The organism is Pseudoalteromonas sp. S2893, from assembly GCF_005887105.1.
Classification (GTDB): domain Bacteria; phylum Pseudomonadota; class Gammaproteobacteria; order Enterobacterales; family Alteromonadaceae; genus Pseudoalteromonas; species Pseudoalteromonas atlantica.
In genome coordinates this window covers 1-17,210 of record NZ_PNCY01000041.1, presented here as the reverse complement: position 1 = coordinate 17,210, position 17,210 = coordinate 1, and the positions used below count along the sequence as shown (strand labels likewise).

General features: G+C 41.3%; 14 protein-coding genes. 1 reads left to right on the top strand and 13 read right to left on the bottom strand.

The genetic code is table 11. The features are described 5' to 3' along the window. Positions 1-17: 17 nt before the first annotated feature. The 8 genes from CWC04_RS16475 to CWC04_RS16440 all read right to left on the bottom strand — a co-directional run bounded on the left by CWC04_RS16475 (position 18) and on the right by CWC04_RS16440 (position 10,158). Positions 18-1,337, bottom strand: coding sequence for an ABC1 kinase family protein (locus CWC04_RS16475; RefSeq protein ID WP_138685922.1), 1,320 nt, complete (start codon positions 1,335-1,337; stop codon positions 18-20). Between the two features lie 115 nt (positions 1,338-1,452). Next, positions 1,453-2,010 (bottom strand): YceB family lipoprotein, encoded by a 558-nt coding sequence (locus CWC04_RS16470; protein ID WP_004587241.1) that lies wholly within the window; start codon positions 2,008-2,010, stop codon positions 1,453-1,455. A gap of 93 nt (positions 2,011-2,103) precedes the next feature. Further along, positions 2,104-4,785 (bottom strand): DUF349 domain-containing protein, encoded by a 2,682-nt coding sequence (locus CWC04_RS16465; protein WP_138685921.1) that lies wholly within the window; start codon positions 4,783-4,785, stop codon positions 2,104-2,106. Then, the gene (locus CWC04_RS16460) at positions 4,775-5,056 is read right to left on the bottom strand and encodes a YeaC family protein (RefSeq protein ID WP_004587239.1); all 282 of its coding nucleotides are present in this window, start codon (positions 5,054-5,056) and stop codon (positions 4,775-4,777) included. The genes CWC04_RS16465 and CWC04_RS16460 overlap by 11 nt, the downstream gene beginning before the upstream one ends. A gap of 1 nt (position 5,057) precedes the next feature. Then, the gene (locus CWC04_RS16455) at positions 5,058-5,384 is read right to left on the bottom strand and encodes a hypothetical protein (RefSeq protein ID WP_004587238.1); all 327 of its coding nucleotides are present in this window, start codon (positions 5,382-5,384) and stop codon (positions 5,058-5,060) included. 59 nt (positions 5,385-5,443) lie between these two features. Beyond that, a complete protein-coding gene (locus tag CWC04_RS16450; protein WP_004587237.1) occupies positions 5,444-7,111 on the bottom strand; it encodes an alanine/glycine:cation symporter family protein in 1,668 nt (555 codons plus the stop codon). A 158-nt stretch (positions 7,112-7,269) separates the two neighbouring features. After that, a complete protein-coding gene (locus tag CWC04_RS16445) occupies positions 7,270-8,397 on the bottom strand; it encodes a M14 family metallopeptidase (protein WP_004587236.1) in 1,128 nt (375 codons plus the stop codon). 318 nt (positions 8,398-8,715) lie between these two features. Next, complete coding sequence (locus CWC04_RS16440; RefSeq protein ID WP_138685920.1) at positions 8,716-10,158, bottom strand: glyceraldehyde-3-phosphate dehydrogenase; 1,443 nt, start codon at positions 10,156-10,158, stop codon at positions 8,716-8,718. 174 nt (positions 10,159-10,332) lie between these two features. On the opposite strand from CWC04_RS16440, the gene CWC04_RS16435 reads away from it, so the two are divergent. Continuing rightward, on the top strand, positions 10,333-11,133 hold the full coding sequence (locus tag CWC04_RS16435; RefSeq protein WP_138685919.1) for a DUF2989 domain-containing protein: 801 nt from the start codon (positions 10,333-10,335) through the stop codon (positions 11,131-11,133). Between the two features lie 89 nt (positions 11,134-11,222). On the opposite strand, the gene ihfA is transcribed toward CWC04_RS16435, so the two are convergent. From ihfA to CWC04_RS16410, 5 genes are all read right to left on the bottom strand, one after another. Then, a complete protein-coding gene (gene ihfA / locus CWC04_RS16430; RefSeq protein ID WP_002960690.1) occupies positions 11,223-11,522 on the bottom strand; it encodes an integration host factor subunit alpha in 300 nt (99 codons plus the stop codon). A gap of 2 nt (positions 11,523-11,524) precedes the next feature. Continuing rightward, positions 11,525-13,912 carry a phenylalanine--tRNA ligase subunit beta gene (gene pheT / locus CWC04_RS16425; protein WP_138685918.1) on the bottom strand — a complete coding sequence of 796 codons (2,388 nt, stop codon included), beginning with the start codon at positions 13,910-13,912 and terminating at the stop codon, positions 11,525-11,527. Between the two features lie 15 nt (positions 13,913-13,927). After that, on the bottom strand, positions 13,928-14,908 hold the full coding sequence (gene pheS / locus CWC04_RS16420; protein WP_054983635.1) for a phenylalanine--tRNA ligase subunit alpha: 981 nt from the start codon (positions 14,906-14,908) through the stop codon (positions 13,928-13,930). An 82-nt stretch (positions 14,909-14,990) separates the two neighbouring features. After that, positions 14,991-15,701 carry a DnaA regulatory inactivator Hda gene (gene hda / locus CWC04_RS16415; protein WP_004587231.1) on the bottom strand — a complete coding sequence of 237 codons (711 nt, stop codon included), beginning with the start codon at positions 15,699-15,701 and terminating at the stop codon, positions 14,991-14,993. Continuing rightward, on the bottom strand, positions 15,701-16,756 hold the full coding sequence (locus CWC04_RS16410) for a DUF2066 domain-containing protein (protein ID WP_024032198.1): 1,056 nt from the start codon (positions 16,754-16,756) through the stop codon (positions 15,701-15,703). Before CWC04_RS16410 ends, hda begins: the two co-directional genes overlap by 1 nt. Positions 16,757-17,210: the final 454 nt, after the last annotated feature.

The window sequence follows — 17,210 nt, the reverse complement described above, 5'->3', positions numbered from 1 at the left end:
AGTGACGCGCTAAACAGTTAAATAAAGTGGCCTTTAATATAAGGCTTAAATAAAGCGTTAATATCTATTTTTGCATTTAACTTTGCCGCAATTAAATAAAGCCCAGCTAGCTTACGATGAATAAACAACGCATCAACGGGCGGTGTATGCCATTGCTGCGACTGTGCGCTCAGCTCTAGCCCTGCATTTTTAATATTCGTTGCTAAGGGACTGTTTTTAAAATCAAACTCGCCAGCGGTTCTTAGCGGCTCACACGCCATTAAAAACAAATCAATAACATGGCTTTTGTAAGAATCTAGTAGGGTATCTTTAAAATAACCTATTTCTAGTGCTGCGCTTAACACGCCCGCCCTATTGTTTTCAGTGCCAGCAATAAATAGTGACAGGTAAGCCTTGCTCAACTTATTCGAGATCTCTCGGGTTGCCCCAAAGTCAAATAACACAATTTGCTTACTCTGGGTCTGATAATGAAAATTAGCAAAGTTAGGATCGGTTTGAATTAGCTTTAACTCAAACATTTCTTTAAAAAATAAATCTATGAGCCTAGCTGCAATGTTATTTTGCTCACCTTGAGGTAAATTACTAAGCGCTTCTATAGGCGTTGCTTGCACATACTCCATTGCCAAAATGCGTTTAGTGTTGTGAACGCCATATACTTTAGGCACTTTAAAATTAACGTGCTGGCTTAGCAACTCACCGTATCTGTTAAGGTAATGTGCCTCGCGTTCATAATCAGCCTCGGCAAGTAGCTGCGCTTTAGCCTCATTTATTAGTGGCTGTATATCAAGCTCTTTAGGGATTAACCGCGCAATGTTTAATAGTGCAATAACATTGTCTACATCGCTATGTACACTTTGCGCTATACCTGGGTATTGAATTTTTACCGCCAGCTTTTCACCATTTTCTTGATAAGCTAAGTGCACTTGGCCAATAGACGCCGCTGCAAATGGCCTAAGTTCAATATGCGAAAAACGATTAAGCCAGTTTTCACCCCATTCACTTTTAAGTACCTTAACTAATTGATTGTGCGGCATTGGGTTTGCATCAGCGCGAAGCAATGCGAGTAATTGAGTAAGTTCAGGACTTAATAGCTCGCCAGCATCCATAGACAGTAATTGCCCTAGTTTCATGGCAGCACCACGAAGGTGTGCTAGCTGAACAGCTAGTTTTTCTATGTTTTTAGGTTGTAAGAGTAAAGCTTTATTATTCCAACCATTACCCGAGAGCGCACTTTTAGTGCCATCTATAAGCATGTTGGTTGCAACACCACCGGCTAAGGAGCCAAGCTTTGCAAATCGAGAGAGTCTTGAGGTAGGTATGCTGCGCGAAGCTGCCATTGTAAAAACCTAATTAGCCTGAGAAACAGGCTAATTAATACGTATATTTTACTGGGCTCGATCTAATTAACCAAACGTTTTGGTAATAAAACTATCGCAAGCAGTGTGCTGTACATTAAAGGCGCGGTACTAATTTAATTGCCCCTTCAACCACTTTCATATCAAGGGGTAATTTGCTTAGCAGCATCATTTTAGGGTCATCCATATTTAACGTATAAACAGGGTTGAGGGCTAAAAAAGCATTAATTACTTCCATCGCTTCATTATCAAGCGCCGCTAAATTACCTTTAAAGCCACCTGCATCCACACTCGAATCTAGTAGTTTAACATTGCGTAAAAACACGGCTTTTTTTTCACTGTCGTAAAACGGGCTACCTTCAATTTGCAGCTTTAAGCGTACTGGGTATTTTAGTGCAAATGCATTTATTTCTGCACTTGAGTCTGCACCAAGTACTACTACATCACGGTTATCTGGACCAATATTTACACTTAAATCGTTTACATCAAACTGCACTGGCAGCCCCATTAAGCTCACCTTTTCGCTTAACTTAGGCAACTGTTTACCTAGCACACTTTCTACTTCTGAGCTGGTAAATGAGTAAACAGACACGCCTTGTGTAGAATTACATGCGCTTAAAAATAGTGTGGTTAAAAACAGTAATAAAATTCTCATGCTAACCTTTATCCTCGTTGTAATTATAAAAAAGCCGCTTAAACAGCGGCTTTTATTATGCAATACCTGTATTTAATACAAGTTAATTACATATTATGCTGTAAAAATAGTTTTAATTTTAGCTAGTGTGTCAGGCTCAACTGAACCCTTACTGAGCGCTAATAGCTGCTTTAAATAATAGTTTAAATCAGCATGCTCACCACGGTGTTTATCATCAAGCATGGCGACTTGCTCTGCCATTCTAAGCGCTGCATTTTGCGAGCTTACATTGGCAAGAATTTCCATTCTTGTAATAAGTTGTTCACTACTAAGCGACGTCGCTAACGGAGCTTGAAATTGGCTCGGCACTACATCGTTGTTTTCAAGTGCAGTGATCAGCGCTTCAAATTGCGCATGCTGCGCTTGGCTTGTAAGTAAAGCTAGCTTTTCGTCAATAGCACTTAATAATGCTGCCACTTTTGACGCAAGCGATTTATATTGTGCGTAGCCTTTTACTTTGGTTTCTAGGTCATGCAATTGGGCTTTTTGATTAACTTGCTCAAGGGCACTTTCTAGCTCAGCCAGTTCTATTGCAGCTTGTTTATCTGTTTCGTTTTGAGCCAGCTTTTGCTGCTCAAACTCACTGCTACGTTTGCTAAAGGTTTCATCGTTATACTGGCGAAACTTTTGCCACAGCGCATTTTCGGCTTTTAAACCTGCAAAACCTATACTTTGCCATTGCTGTTGTAATTGCTTTAACTCTTGGCATGCTGCAGCTAAATCTTCACTTTGCGAAAGCGCTGAGGCGCGCTCCACTAAGGCATTTTTTTGTGCTGCATTGCCTTTATGGTACGCGTTTAATATAGCAAGTACGCTCTGCTGCTGTGTTTTAAAGCTTTCGTTTAATACGCGGTATGTTTTAGGGTCAACTTTACCCACGCTACGCCACGCTTTATTTAAACGGTTGTATTGGCTTTCAAACTGCTTCCAATCAAAGCTTTCAATAGCGGTGTCTTGCTCGCTTAGTGCTTGCATATCGTTTATCAGTACTTCACGCTGGGCTTTTGCAGCTTCGCGCGCCACTTCTTGCTCGGCAAAGTAACTACGACACGGTGCAAACAACAGCTCTATGTTGCTATCAAACTGCTCACCTTGTTGCTTTTCTTGCTCTGTATCTAAACGGCCAAGCTCGTTCCAACGCTTACGAAAGGCTTTAACTTGCTCTGCACGCTGTTGTGGGTCGTCACACGGTTGGTCGACTAAACCTGCCACTTCTTCAAGTAAGGCTTCGCGTTTTGGCGCGGCTGCGTATTTTTGCCAATCTTTTGCTTCTGCAAGTTGTGCTTCTAAATCGGCTTTTAAGTTTACTAGTGGCTGCTGAAATTGCGGTGTTAACTTATCAAACAACTCTTCAAAGCCTTTAAATACACCAAAAGCAACATTAAAGCGGCCTTGCTCAATAAGGCGTTTTACATCGCGTGCTTTACGTTTGGCTGTGCTTTGGTTTTTTTCAAGCGGTTTTGTCAGCTCACTCATTTGCGCTAAAAACTGCTTTTTATGCGTATTTAATTGCGATTTAAAGTTTTGCTGCAATGCCCCATCAACCACATTTAAATGGCTACGAGTTTGTTTAAATGCGTTATTAAAACGAGTTAAAACATCATCGTAATCAGCTAACTGCTGCGCAGGCTCAATTTCTTTAAGCTGTTCAAAAGCAATTTTATACTGTGCAATTGCGCTACTAAGCTCTGGTAGTTTAGCCACCTGATTGAATAGTTTTTCAAGCTTTGTAATAACTTGCTTAGTTTGTGCGTTATCGCCGTGTTGGGCATCGGTTAACGTTTGCTTAGCTTGCGCTACTTTGGCCTCTAACCAATCTTGCTGAATTTGCTCTGGGGTTTCTAAGCCTAATTGCAACGCGTTTTCTATTTCTTCGCTCAATGCCTCAAGTGTTGCCAGGGCTAATAATTGACGTTGCTGCTCGGCTAAACGCTGCTGTTGTTGCTCGTGCTGAGCTTTTAACGTAGCAATATGCGCATCGAGTTTATCAGTAATGCTGATGTATTTTTTATCTAGCTCTTTAACGTGCTCTTCGCTTAACCATTTAAGCTCAAGTGCTTGCCACTGCGCCATTAATTCGCCGGCTTGTGGGTTTACTATGGCGTAATCGTTTTTATCTCGCAGGGCGTTTAGCTTAGCTAAAATAACGCGTGTTGCGCTCTCTACCTGAGCGGGCATTTCAATCGCTAAGCGTTCATTTTCAATGTGTTGCTCAAGCTGCTGCTTAGCATCGCCTTTAGCATGCTTTACTAATGGTTTAATAAGTTGATGCGTTATAACGAGCTCTACAAGTTGGCTTTGAAGCTCTTCGCTGCCCTCTTTAAACGCTTTTTCAATTAATTTAGGATTTGCTAAGCGCTTTAAAAGTTTAACGCGTACTTGCAGTTCTTTCTCTGCAAAGGCGAGCTTTTCCAGTGTTTTAACCGGTGCAAAACGGTCTATATACTCACTTTTAATTTGCGTGCTCAGTGCGCTTTCGTTGTTTAACACTGCGTTTGAAATTTGTATTTCGGCTACATCTTTTAGCGCGTGATCTTGTTTATAGGCTTTCCACCACAGTGGTAAGTTATTTACTTTTTGTAATGCTTTGCGGCGTATTTCGGCTGAGTTATCTTCCAGCGCTAATGTGCTTAAAATTGATGCGTCGCGCTCTACATCAAGTTTTTCAATTGCGTCTAGACGAACTTGCTGCTTTGGGTGTTTCCACTTAGGTGTAAAAAGGTGTTTAAAGATCATGTTCACTAAACCTAGCTATTTCGTTTTCTGATTTAAATTCTTTTTGTAGTTGTGCTTTTGTCTTTTGGATCATTTCGCCATTAGCGCCAATGGTAAATTGCTCGTTCGATTGCGCTATTTTAGCTTGGTAAAGCATAACAAGTTGCACCGTTTGTTGCTTTTGCTCATCAGAGAGCGGCGTGCCATCGGGCCATTTACCGGTTGAAGCACCGTACTGTAAACGCTCAAATAATTCTGGGGTTATATTTTGTACAAGGTTGTCAATATTCATGTCATCTTTTCTTTTTTAGAGTCACTAAAATAACGCGGTTTACTAAGTACCAAATACAGCCAACACCAATCGCTACTGTATACGCGTACCATTGCAGGGTTTCTTTTGCGGGTTGTAAAAAGTATAAGCAAAAAAAGCCACCTAAAAATAGTATGAGCGCCAAGAAAGAATGGTTCATAAACATTTGCTGTTTTTTAATTCGCTGTTCGCGCTGAAGCTGTTGTACCTGCTCAGAGTTAAGCGCGCCAATGTTACTATTGCAATGCGGACACTGCTGATGTTTATCTGAAATTGATTTTGCACATTTGGGGCAATGAATAATCGCCATACTACTCTCCATACTACGCATAAAAAAAGCGCCTTGCGGCGCCTTTTATTGTACTTGTTTTATTGCTCGTTGTCTTTTTTGAATTTAACCCAGTAGTCATCTACGGATTGTTTCATTTCTTTGCGCAATAACATAATGCCAAATAAGTTAGGCAAGGTCATAACGACAATTGCAACGGCTGCTAATTTCCATACTAAAGTGGTATCGGCAAACGAAGCCCAAAAGAACGCAGCAACATAAAATACGCGATACGGCATAACTGAGCGATTACCAAGTAAGTAAATCATGGCACGGTCACCGTAGTACGACCACGCAATGGCAGTAGAAAACGCGAATAACAATAAGCCTATCGATACTATGTATTGGCCGCTATCGCCAAAAAAGCCTCGGGTAAACGCTTTGGTTGTCAGCTCTGCTGAGTGCACTAACGATTTACCTATTAAACTAATGCTGTCGTCGGTTGGCATGCCGTTTTTAACTTCAACAATACCTGTGTACTTATGTTTGTCGGTAATACCAAAACGTATGTCTTCACCAATTGAGCGTGAATGTAATACGGTAAAGCCATTACTTGTTGGCTCGCCATTAACTACATCAATGTTGCCGTTGAATAGCTCTACCTTGCTATCATTACCGTTTAGGTAATTGTATAGCTCTTGGCGCTGCGCTTCGTTGGTTTCTGAATAGTCACCTTTAATAATGCTCATTGACGATCGTTCAAAATGTGTTTCGAATTTTTCATTCCACACACCCGACGATAAAATAACTAAGCCTGTTAATGTACAAATAATAATGGTATCGATAAACGGCTCTAAAATTGACACCATGCCTTCAGACACGGGTTCATCCGCTTTTGCCGATGCGTGGGCAATGGGTGCAGAACCTTGACCGGCCTCATTTGAGAACAAGCCACGGTTTACACCTCTGTTAAATGCATACGCAAAAGAGGCACCTAAAAAGCCACCGGCTGCAGCAGAGCCTGTAAATGCATCAACAAATATTGACGCAAACGAAGGGCCGATGTTTTCAATGTTATAAAAAATAACACCTAACGCACCTATGATATAAATCACGGCCATAATGGGCACAACTCGTGATGTAATAGCAGCAATACGACGAATACCACCTAAAATAACCAACGCAAGTAAAATAGATAACACAGCACCGGTTGCCATAGGTGCAAAACCAAATGTGGCTTCCATACCCTGCGCTATGTTGTTAATTTGTGGCAAACTGCCCGTACCAAAAGAGCTAATTACAGTGGCAACAGCAAACAAAATAGCAAGCCACTTCATGTTTAGGCGTTTATCCATGTAATACATAGGGCCACCCGCCATGGTGCCATCTTGGGTTTTTTCGCGGTATTTATGCGAAAGCGTAACTTCTACAAATTTGGTGGTCATACCAAAAAATGCCGTCATCCACATCCAAAATAATGCCGCGGGGCCACCAATAGAAATAGCCAAGGCTACCCCACCAATGTTACCTGTACCTACCGTACCAGAGAGCGCAGTAGCCAGTGCCTGAAAATGAGTTGTGTCACCCTCGGTGCCTTTTTTATCAAATTTACCTGTAACTACTTTACACGCATGTTTGAAATAACGAATTTGTGGGAACTTTAAATAAATAGTAAAAAATAGACCGACCCCTAGCAGCACATAGGGAAACCAAACTGCGCCCCCTAACATGCCATCTAGGCTATCTAAAAGTTGTCCGAATGCATCCACGCTAAATACCTCTTATTATTTTATTTGAGACTGTTGATTGTTTATTACTTACTCAGAGCTAGGTAATACGATAACTAAGCTATTGCGCACTTTTATTATTTGTTAATTTTGTAATAAAAAAGGGCAACATTTTAATGTTGCCCTTACCTTATACTAATTTATCTTAATTTATCAACGACATTTACGATTGCCGCTAAAGTATCTTGACCAAATTGATACGAGCGGCGGTCTGACCAGCCATAATCTGGGTCTGGTAAGTCGTTATTGTCTTTAAAAGGCATCTCAATTGTGTAAGTAAGTGCTTTAAATTCTTCTGCCGTTGCAGATGAGCCAACTGTTAAATTAGCTTTGCCCGGCTCGTCTTTATCGTAACCGTGCTCATCTTGAAACTCTGGCGTTATAGTAAGTAGCGCTGCTTTAAAGCTATCTTCTAAGTCTTTTAAGCGATCATCGTAGCTTGGAATACCTTCACTGCCTGCCACAAAATTATAAGGAATAGCTTCATCACCGTGTATATCTAAATGCATATCGAGGCCAGTTTCGCGCATTTTATTCAGTACTAAATACACTTCTGGGCTATTTTCCATGCTAGGCGTTTGCCATTCACGGTTTAAGTTAACGCCTTTTGCGTTAGTACGAAGGTGACCACGTACGCTGCCATCTGGGTTCATGTTTGGTACTACATAAAATACAGCTTTTGATAAAAGAGCAGCGGCATGCGGGTCTTCATCATCTAGTAGTTTGTGTAATAGCCCTTCTACAAACCATTCTGCCATAGTTTCACCTGGGTGTTGGCGCGCTGTGATCCAGATTGTTTTTTTATCTTCACTAGGCTGACCAATTTTAAGCACGCTCATATCACGGCCATCAAGTGTTTCACCTAATGTTTGTAATTGGCAAAGCTCTTCGCTTTGCGCCCAGGCTAATAAATCTAAATGACGGTCGTAGCTATATGGCGCAAAGTAAGCAAAATATACACTGGGGCATTCAGGCTCTAGTTCAAAGGTTAGCGTGCCATTTTCGTAATTTGAAGGCACACGGAACCATGTTTGACGGTCGTATGAGGCAACAGCTTGGTAGCCTTCCCATCCATCTGGGTAGGCAGAGTTTTCTAAATTATTAATGTTTAACTTATGCAGTTGATAAGGCGTTGTTTCTAGACGAAAGTGAAACCACTGGTAAAATTCAGACTGGTGATCGTTGTTTATCTCTAATTGAATATTTAACGGATCGTTGGCTTCGATAACCTTTATGTTACCACTATCAAAATTGCTGCTGATTTTCATGAAAAAACCTTAAGGTAGAATAAGTTTATCTGCTTTGTTAGGCACGTTGTTACTTTGGATTAAATTGACTCTATTTTGGGTCACTAAATTACAAAAAAAGAGCGGCCTAAAAGTGCAGAACTGACACTATTTAAAAACCTGTACTGTGGATAATTAAGTTATCTCAAGCAGATTGCAGGTTAAATAGTAAAATGCATTATTGAATGAAATCAAATAAGCATTTCAATAATTAAAGCCTACCACACAGGGTGCACTTTAAAAATATAACGCGACTAAAAAAGCCAGCAAAAAAGCTGGCTTAGTATAATTGCGTTTAAATTAGCGAGGTAAGCTTGGGAAAGCAACTTCAGCCATATCACGCATACAACGAACTACTTGGCAGCTGTAGCCAAATTCATTGTCGTACCATACGTATAAAACAACGCGGTTACCTTCAACAATGGTTGCTTGCGAGTCTACAACACCTGCGTAGCGGCTACCGACTAAATCGGTAGATACGATTTCGGTTGATGCGGTGTAGTCAATTTGGTCGCGCAGCTCTGAATGCAGTGCTGTTTCGCGTAAAAACGCATTTAGCTCTTCAACAGATGTGCTGCTATTAAGGTTTAAGTTTAATATAGCAAGCGACACATTAGGTGTAGGCACACGAATCGCATTACCTGTTAGCTTACCTTCAAGCTCAGGAAGCGCTTTAGATACCGCTTTAGCTGCGCCTGTTTCGGTAATTACCATATTAAGTGCAGCAGCACGTCCACGACGCTCTGCTTTGTGGTAGTTATCAATAAGGTTTTGATCGTTTGTATAAGAGTGTACGGTTTCTACGTGGCCGTTATTAATACCAAACTTATCGTTTAATGCTTTAAGCGTTGGCGTAATCGCATTGGTGGTACAGCTTGCTGCACACACGATTTTATCTTCAGGCTTAATGTCTTGGTTATTTACACCATAAACAATGTTTTTAATGTTGCCTTTAGCCGGTGCTGTTAATAGTACTTTTGCAGCCCCTTTAGACTCTAAGTGCTGGCCAAGGCCTGCTTCGCCTTTCCAAATACCAGTGTTATCAACTACGAGTGCATTTTCGATACCGTAAGCGGTGTAATCAACTTCACTTGGCGAGTTAGCATAAATCACTTGGATGTAGCTGCCATTCGCTTTAATTGCATTACGCTGCGTGTCAATTGTGATTGAGCCATTAAATGGACCATGAATTGAATCGCGACGCAGTAAGCTTGCACGTTTCTCAAGGTCGCCTTCTTTACCGCCACGTACCACAATTGCGCGTAAACGTAAGTCGGCATATGGGCCTGATTTTTCGATTAGTAAACGTGCTAACAAACGCCCTATACGACCAAAGCCATACAATACAACATCACGCGGCTCTTTGGCTGGTGAGTCTGCAATTTCGGCTAATTCGTCTTTAACAAATTCATCAACTGTGCGGCCATTAGCAGCATCGCTGTACAAATAGCTATAAGCAAGTTTACCAATATCAATACGTGCTGAGTTTAGCTCCATTTTACTAATGGCTTCTAAAAACGGAAAGCTTTCGCGTAAACGTAATTTAGTGCCTTCAAATTGCGCTACAGTTTTGTGTGATTTGATAATATCGATAGTACTGGCATTAACGAGAGGACGGCCATATACAGCGATTTCTATGCCACGGTTACGATAAAGCTTACCAATGATAGGTTGCATGCTTTCAGCGTAATCTTGGCGTTCTTGCCAACTATTTGTATATTCTAATTCGTGAGATGAGGTCATTTTATTTACCTAATTTAATCATTTTGAACGGATAGCCTTTAAAAATGCATTAGATTTTGAGAGTAATGCACTTCAGGCAGGGCTATTCTAAGTTAATCTAAAGTTATTCTCTACTGTTAGCGCACAAATGATTGCGCTAGAATAGTAATGTATATATTCATTTGAGGTTAAGGGATGGTTTTAAGAGCAAGCGCAATACTATCAATGCTAGCGTTAACAGGATGCGAAGAACCACTGACTCTCGCTCAGGTATGTAAAGAAACACCTGGCTTTTGTAGTGATTTAAATAAAGATAGCCATTGTAAAAATGAGCGCTCTGAGGTTATTTTAAAACGCTATATAGAATATAAAAAACCCACAGATGAAAACAAATACCAATTGCTTAAGGGGTTTGAGTCGTATAATCAATGTATTACTTTAGCCGCAAAAATAGAACATATTAAACTAAAGTCTAAAACAACATCGCGTATTGAAGGTCAGCTTACTAGCATTAAAGAGATGACCCGACTTTATCAAGACACAAAAAACACTAACCACCCAGGTTTGCTTTACTATCATTGGTCACGTAACAATGAGCAAAGTGCGCTGACTCGTTTACTTGCAATGGAAAATGATGAAAGCGTAACCAACAGTGCAGAAATGCAGTTTTATCTAGCCTCTTATTACATTAAATTTGACGATGAAAAAACAATTGATTTGCTATATAAAACGCTTGAGTTAAATAAACAAGGCCAACAGCCAAATCCTGAAGTGTATACCTCGTTAATCAGCTTGTTTTATAAACATGATAAATATAAGCACGCTTACATTTTTTCGAAAGTGGCGCAAAGCGCTGGCATTGAGAATATAGATTTACTACCAATTGAGCACCAACTGATGAGCGATGGTAAAAATTTAGATGCGCTCGATGCCCTTGCTCAACAAACGTATGAACAAATACAAAACGGTGAGTTTGTATCGCCGCGAGAATTTTAGGTAAGCAAACCCCCCTGGCAATAAATGTGTTTAAAAACATGATGCCAGATGGTTTTTTAAATAAAAAAGGCAGCTTACGCTGCCCTTTTTTATTTTGCTTTGCTTGTTCCCACTTCTACACGGGTTTTAAGCTTTTGACCTGGTCTAAAGGTCACCACGCGGCGCGCCGAAATAGGAATGTCTTCTCCTGTTTTCGGGTTACGGCCTGGTCTTTCTTTTTTATCACGAAGATCAAAGTTACCAAATCCAGAGAGCTTAACCTGCTCGCCTTTTTCAAGCGCTGAGCGGATTTCTTCAAAAAACGCTTCAACTAAATCTTTGGCATCTTTTTTATTGATCCCGAGCTTTTCAAATAGGTGTTCAGCTATGTCGGCTTTAGTAAGCGCCATATCTAGTCCCTCAACGATGCATTAAACTTTTCGGCCAATGTGGCCACCACGTTATCAACTACCAGATTGATATCTTTCTCTTCGAGTGTTCTATCAACCGCCTGCAGTGTTAGAGCAATCGCCAAACTCTTATAATTTGGCTCAATACCTTTGCCCTTATACACATCGAATAAGTTTAGGTCAACCAATTGATTTCCGCCAACTTTTTCTATTGTGCTTAAAATATCACCTGAATTAACGCTGTCAGCCACTAAAATCGCGATGTCGCGGCGATTTGAAGGGAATTTTGAAACCCCTACAGCTTGCGGTAAATTTCTTTTTTCTATTGCAGACATTTCTATTTCAAATACAAAAGTTGCGTTATTGATATCTAACGATTTTTGCACTTGAGGATGAAGAGCACCAAAAAATCCTACCTTTTTACCTTCAACATAAATAACTGCTGATTGGCCTGGGTGTAAACCGTCTGACTGTTCTGCTTTAATTTCAAAACGGCTTGTATCGTTGGTGATTGCTAATAAGGCTTCAACATCACCTTTTAGGTCGTAAAAATCAACGTTGCGTTTTTGCTCAACCCAATGCTCGCCGTGTGCAAGGCCAGTGATCACACCGCCAATGACAGGGACTTGCTGCAGGCCATTTTCTGCGCTGTCGTCGCTGATAAATTTAAGACCATGCTCAAATAAACGAATACGTGGTTGTTGACGGTTTTGATTATACGCAACCGATGCTAAAAGCCCTGGCATTAAGCTTACACGCATAGCCGACATTTCAATTGAAATTGGGTGCGGCAGTATAAGCGGATTACTTTGTGGATGTATAATAGCTTGTGCTTTAGGGTCTACAAAGCTGTACGTAATTGCTTCTTGGTAGCCACGTGTCACTAACGTATTGCGAAACTTACTTAGCGCAATTGTTGACTCGTCATGTGTAGTCATTTTTAACTTTGCGGTTGGCGCAACATTTGGAATACTGTTGTAACCATAAACACGAGCAACTTCTTCAATTAAGTCTTCTTCAATACGAATATCGAAGCGGTAGCTTGGAATATCAGCGCTCCAGCTGTCGTTTTCAAACTTAACGTCTAACCCTAAACGAGTCAGAATATCAGTCACTTTCGCATCGTCAATATGATGACCAATTACACGGTCTAAACGCGCACGACGTAGGCGTACTTCTGTCACTTTTGGCAGTTTATCAGCAGCCACAGCTTCTACAACAGGGCCTGCTTCACCGCCAACAATATCAAGTAATAAAGCAGTTGCGCGCTCCATTGCATCGTGTTGCAGGGTAAAATCTACGCCACGCTCATAGCGGTGTGATGCATCGGTATGTAAGCCGTAACTGCGGGCTTGACCTGCAATTGCGACTGGGTTAAAAAACGCGCTTTCTAATAAAATATCAGACGTTTTTTCTGTTACACCTGATTGCTCACCGCCAAAAATACCGGCAATCGCAAGTGCTTTATTATGATCGGCTATCACAAGTGTTGATTCGTTCAGTTTTGCAGTATTACCATCAAGCAATACTAACTCTTCGCCTGCATTGGCGCTGCGAACCTTGATGCCGCCTTCAATTGCATTTAAATCAAATGCATGCATTGGGTGGCCAAGTTCTAGTAATACATAGTTAGTAACATCAACAACAGGGTCAATTGAGCGAATACCACTACGGCGAAGCTTTTCAACCATCCAAAGCGGTGTTTCTGCATCAAGGCTAATGCCTTTGAATACACGCCCTAAGTAACGCGGACACGCGTCAGCATTAACAAGCTCGATAGATACTTCATCGTCAATAGTGCCGCTAACAGCTGGAATTTGTAGCTCGTTTACATCAATGCTGTTTAATACACCTACTTCGCGTGCAAGACCTTTTATACCTAAGCAATCACCACGGTTTGGCGTTAAGTCCACATCAATTATGTTGTCATCAAGGCCTAAGTATTCGCGCAGGTCTGTACCAATTGGCGCATCGCTTGGCAGTTCCATGATGCCGTCGCCTTCTTCGCTAATACCTAGCTCAACAAAGGCACACAGCATACCGTGTGATGGCTGACCGCGTAATTTGGCTTTTTTAATTTTAAAGTCGCCCGGTAAAACAGCGCCCACTGTTGCAACAGCTACTTTAATGCCTTGGCGACAATTTGGCGCACCACACACAATATCAAGTAGCTCATCGCCACCTACATTGATTTTAGTAACGCGAAGTTTATCTGCATCTGGGTGCTGTGCGCACTCAACAACTTCACCAACCACTACGCCGTTAAAATCCGCTGCTGCGCTCTTAACTGCATCAACCTCAAGGCCAGCCATAGAAAGCTGTTCCGAAAGAGCTTGCGTATCAATAGCAGGATTTACCCACTCTCTTAACCACTTTTCACTAAATTTCATTTTATATTTTCACTCTTAACGGAACTGGTTTAGGAATTTTAAGTCATTTTCAAAAAATGCACGTAAGTCGTTTACGCCATAGCGCAGCATGGTTAAGCGCTCTACGCCCATACCAAAAGCAAAACCGGTGTATTTTTCTGGGTCAATACCTACTGACTTAAGTACGTTAGGGTGAACCATGCCACAACCTAATACTTCAAGCCATTTGCCGTCTTTACCCATAACATCTACTTCAGCTGAAGGCTCTGTAAATGGGAAGAATGAAGGACGGAAACGAATTTCCATGTCTTCTTCAAAAAAGTTACGTAAGAAGTCGTGTAAAATACCCTTAAGCTCTGTGAAGCTTACATCAGTATCAACCATTAAACCTTCTACCTGATGAAACATCGGAGTATGCGTTTGGTCGTAGTCGTTACGATATACTCGACCTGGCGAAATAATTCGCAGTGGCGGTTGCTCTGTTTCCATAGTACGAATTTGCACACCACTTGTTTGGGTGCGCAGTACTAACTTAGGGTTAAAATAAAAGGTATCGTGATCAGCACGCGCTGGGTGATGCTCAGGAATATTTAGCGCATCAAAGTTATGAAAATCATCTTCTACTTCTGGGCCTGATTTAACAGCAAAACCTAGCTCGCCAAAAAAGCTTTCTATACGCTCGATTGTGCGTGTTACCGGATGAAGGCCACCCGTGGGCATTACGCGCCCTGGTAAAGTTACATCGATTGTTTCAGCTGCTAGCTTTTCTTCAAGCGCTTTACTTGCTAAAAGCTCACGCTTTTCGTTAATGGCAGCTTGTACATCTTGCTTAGCTTGGTTAATTACTTGGCCTGCTTCTTTGCGTTCTTCAGGAGCAATTTTACCCAGTGTTTTAAGTAAGCTTGTGATTTCGCCTTTTTTACCAAGGTAATTAACCCTGATCTCTTCTAGTTGCGCGATTTCACTGGCACTGGCAACTGCCTCAAGTGCTTGCGCTAAAATATTTTCTAAGTTCATTCGATACCTGATCTTTCACAGAAGGTGATTACAATTTTGTTGACTAATGATAACTGAAAGCAGGGTCTAGATTCTAGACCTACTACAGCTTTAACGTTGATTTTATGAAGGGAATTGTTAATTTTCGTTGTGCGGCCATTGATGCGTGATCTAATTTGTCTAATACGTCTAATAAAGCACGCATGTCACGACTCAAGCGAGTCAATAAAAAGCGCGCGCATTCATCACTTAGTTCAAGCCCACGCATATGCGCTCGCTTAACCAGTGCTTGTGCTTTATCATCATCACTCATTGATCGAATTTGGAAGGTGGTTCCCCACTTTAGCCGAGACTCTAAGTCAGGCAAGGTGATATTAAGCATGTCAGGGAGCAAATCGGCCGTAACCACTAACATTTTTCCGGGCTCGTTAAAGCGATTAAAAAAGTTAAAAAGGGCTTTTTCCCATGCGTCATTGCCAGCGACTAAGTGCACATCATCAATACATAATACGTCAAGTGCTTCTAAACCATCTAACACCATAGGGCCAAAGTCGATAACTTCACGCATAGACAACAGCATGTTTGACAACCCACGCTCTTGGGCTTGTATGCAGGTTGCGTACAATAAGTGGGATTTACCAGAATCACCTAAGCCGCACAAATAAGTGTACTGAAATTTGTTGGCAAGCTTTGAAAAGCTCGCTTTAAGGTGGTTTACCTCTAAAGAGTCTTCCCCACCAAAATAAGAAGCAAATGTTTCATCGTCAGGTAAGGTAACTGGTAGTGCCATTTGCATTGGCTCAGCACTTAGCATTACTCACCGACCCACTGATACTCAAGACTGTTTTTGTCTACAACATGGTAAAATGCGCGAGGGTCAACATAATCTCTAAAGGCACTATCAAGGCCAAGGCCTTTTTTAAGATCGCCCACACTGCCGGTGTGGTTAAGCTTAAACTCAACAAATTCTGGGGTTTTGCGCATTATTGTTGCTTGCGTCACTACACTCAAACTTTGTAGACGACGCTTTGCAAGTTCAATATCGACAAAGCTTTGAGTGCCTTTTAAGGTGAGCGTAGCCGCAGCCTGTTCATAATACGCGTTAGGGTCGATAGCGTATTCATTGGCTAACCCCAACGCTAAGCTGTCTATCATCTGGCCTACTATTTGTTGTTTATCACCTTCAAGACGGTTCGAATCAAATAAATCGTCATTAGTAAAACGCCAGTCTAAAATCCAGGTTTCGCTGTCGGGTTCTTGATACATTCTTGCTGTGATGCTTCGCTCTGCACTATAACGGCGCGAGGCCTCTTCAACAGGCTCTGAAAAATTACCCCATACTTCAGGAATGCCAACTAAACGTCTGTCTTGTAAATCTAATAGCGGCACTACAACGGGTAAACCACGTCGACCGGCTTTGTCATATATAAGCTGCTCTAACTGAGGATAGCTTTCTTGTGTAACAAGTTCTCTACGCCAGTTATCTTCAATACCTAACCAAATAGCAACTAATGGGCGCTGGACGCCCCAAAGAGGTAAATTTAATTCTTTAATTAATTCATTTATTTTACGCGCTTCAAATTTAACAACTAGATTAAGCTGTCCATTTGCTTTTTCGTCGTATTCAAACTTGAGCATGTAATCAGAAATGTTTTTGGTGCGTTGCTGAGCAAGCTTATTTTGATCAGCAGATTCATCCCCGCTTACCTTTACTAATACATTGAGTAATGCTTTGCGGCTAGCGGCTAAACGCGTGTCTCGACTTTTATCATCGACTTTTAATATATCTTGATAAAGATCAGTTACTTCAACTGCCGATACAGAGAAACAAAATATAAATGATATGGCACTAATTAATAATCTATACACTGGCTATTAGTTCTTGGTTTTAAACTATTTTGATCCTAAATCAAAGCCAGTAACAAAGCAAAATTATATTTGTAATCTAGCTATGTTGAATAAATATTGTTTATCTTAAAGCTTAAAACAGAAACAAACAGCTACTTAGCTATATGTAAAATAGGTTGTGATTGGTGAGGCGAGCCTTATCCGCGGGTTTCGTGATACTCAACCCACGCTACGGAGGTGGTGATATTACGTAAAGACATGTATTTCACTTTTCTGCGGACATAAAAAAGCCCGGCTCTTTCGAGTCGGGCTTTCTTGTATTTGGAGCCTGGCAATGTCGTGGTGCCCACAGCGGTAGAGAGTCACATAGCAAATGCTACACTATCGTTGGCCCGGCTCGCCTTCGAGCTGTTTTACTTCTCTGAGGCGTTTGGCTACGAAAAGGCTAGTTATCAAATCCCAGAACGGAAAAAAC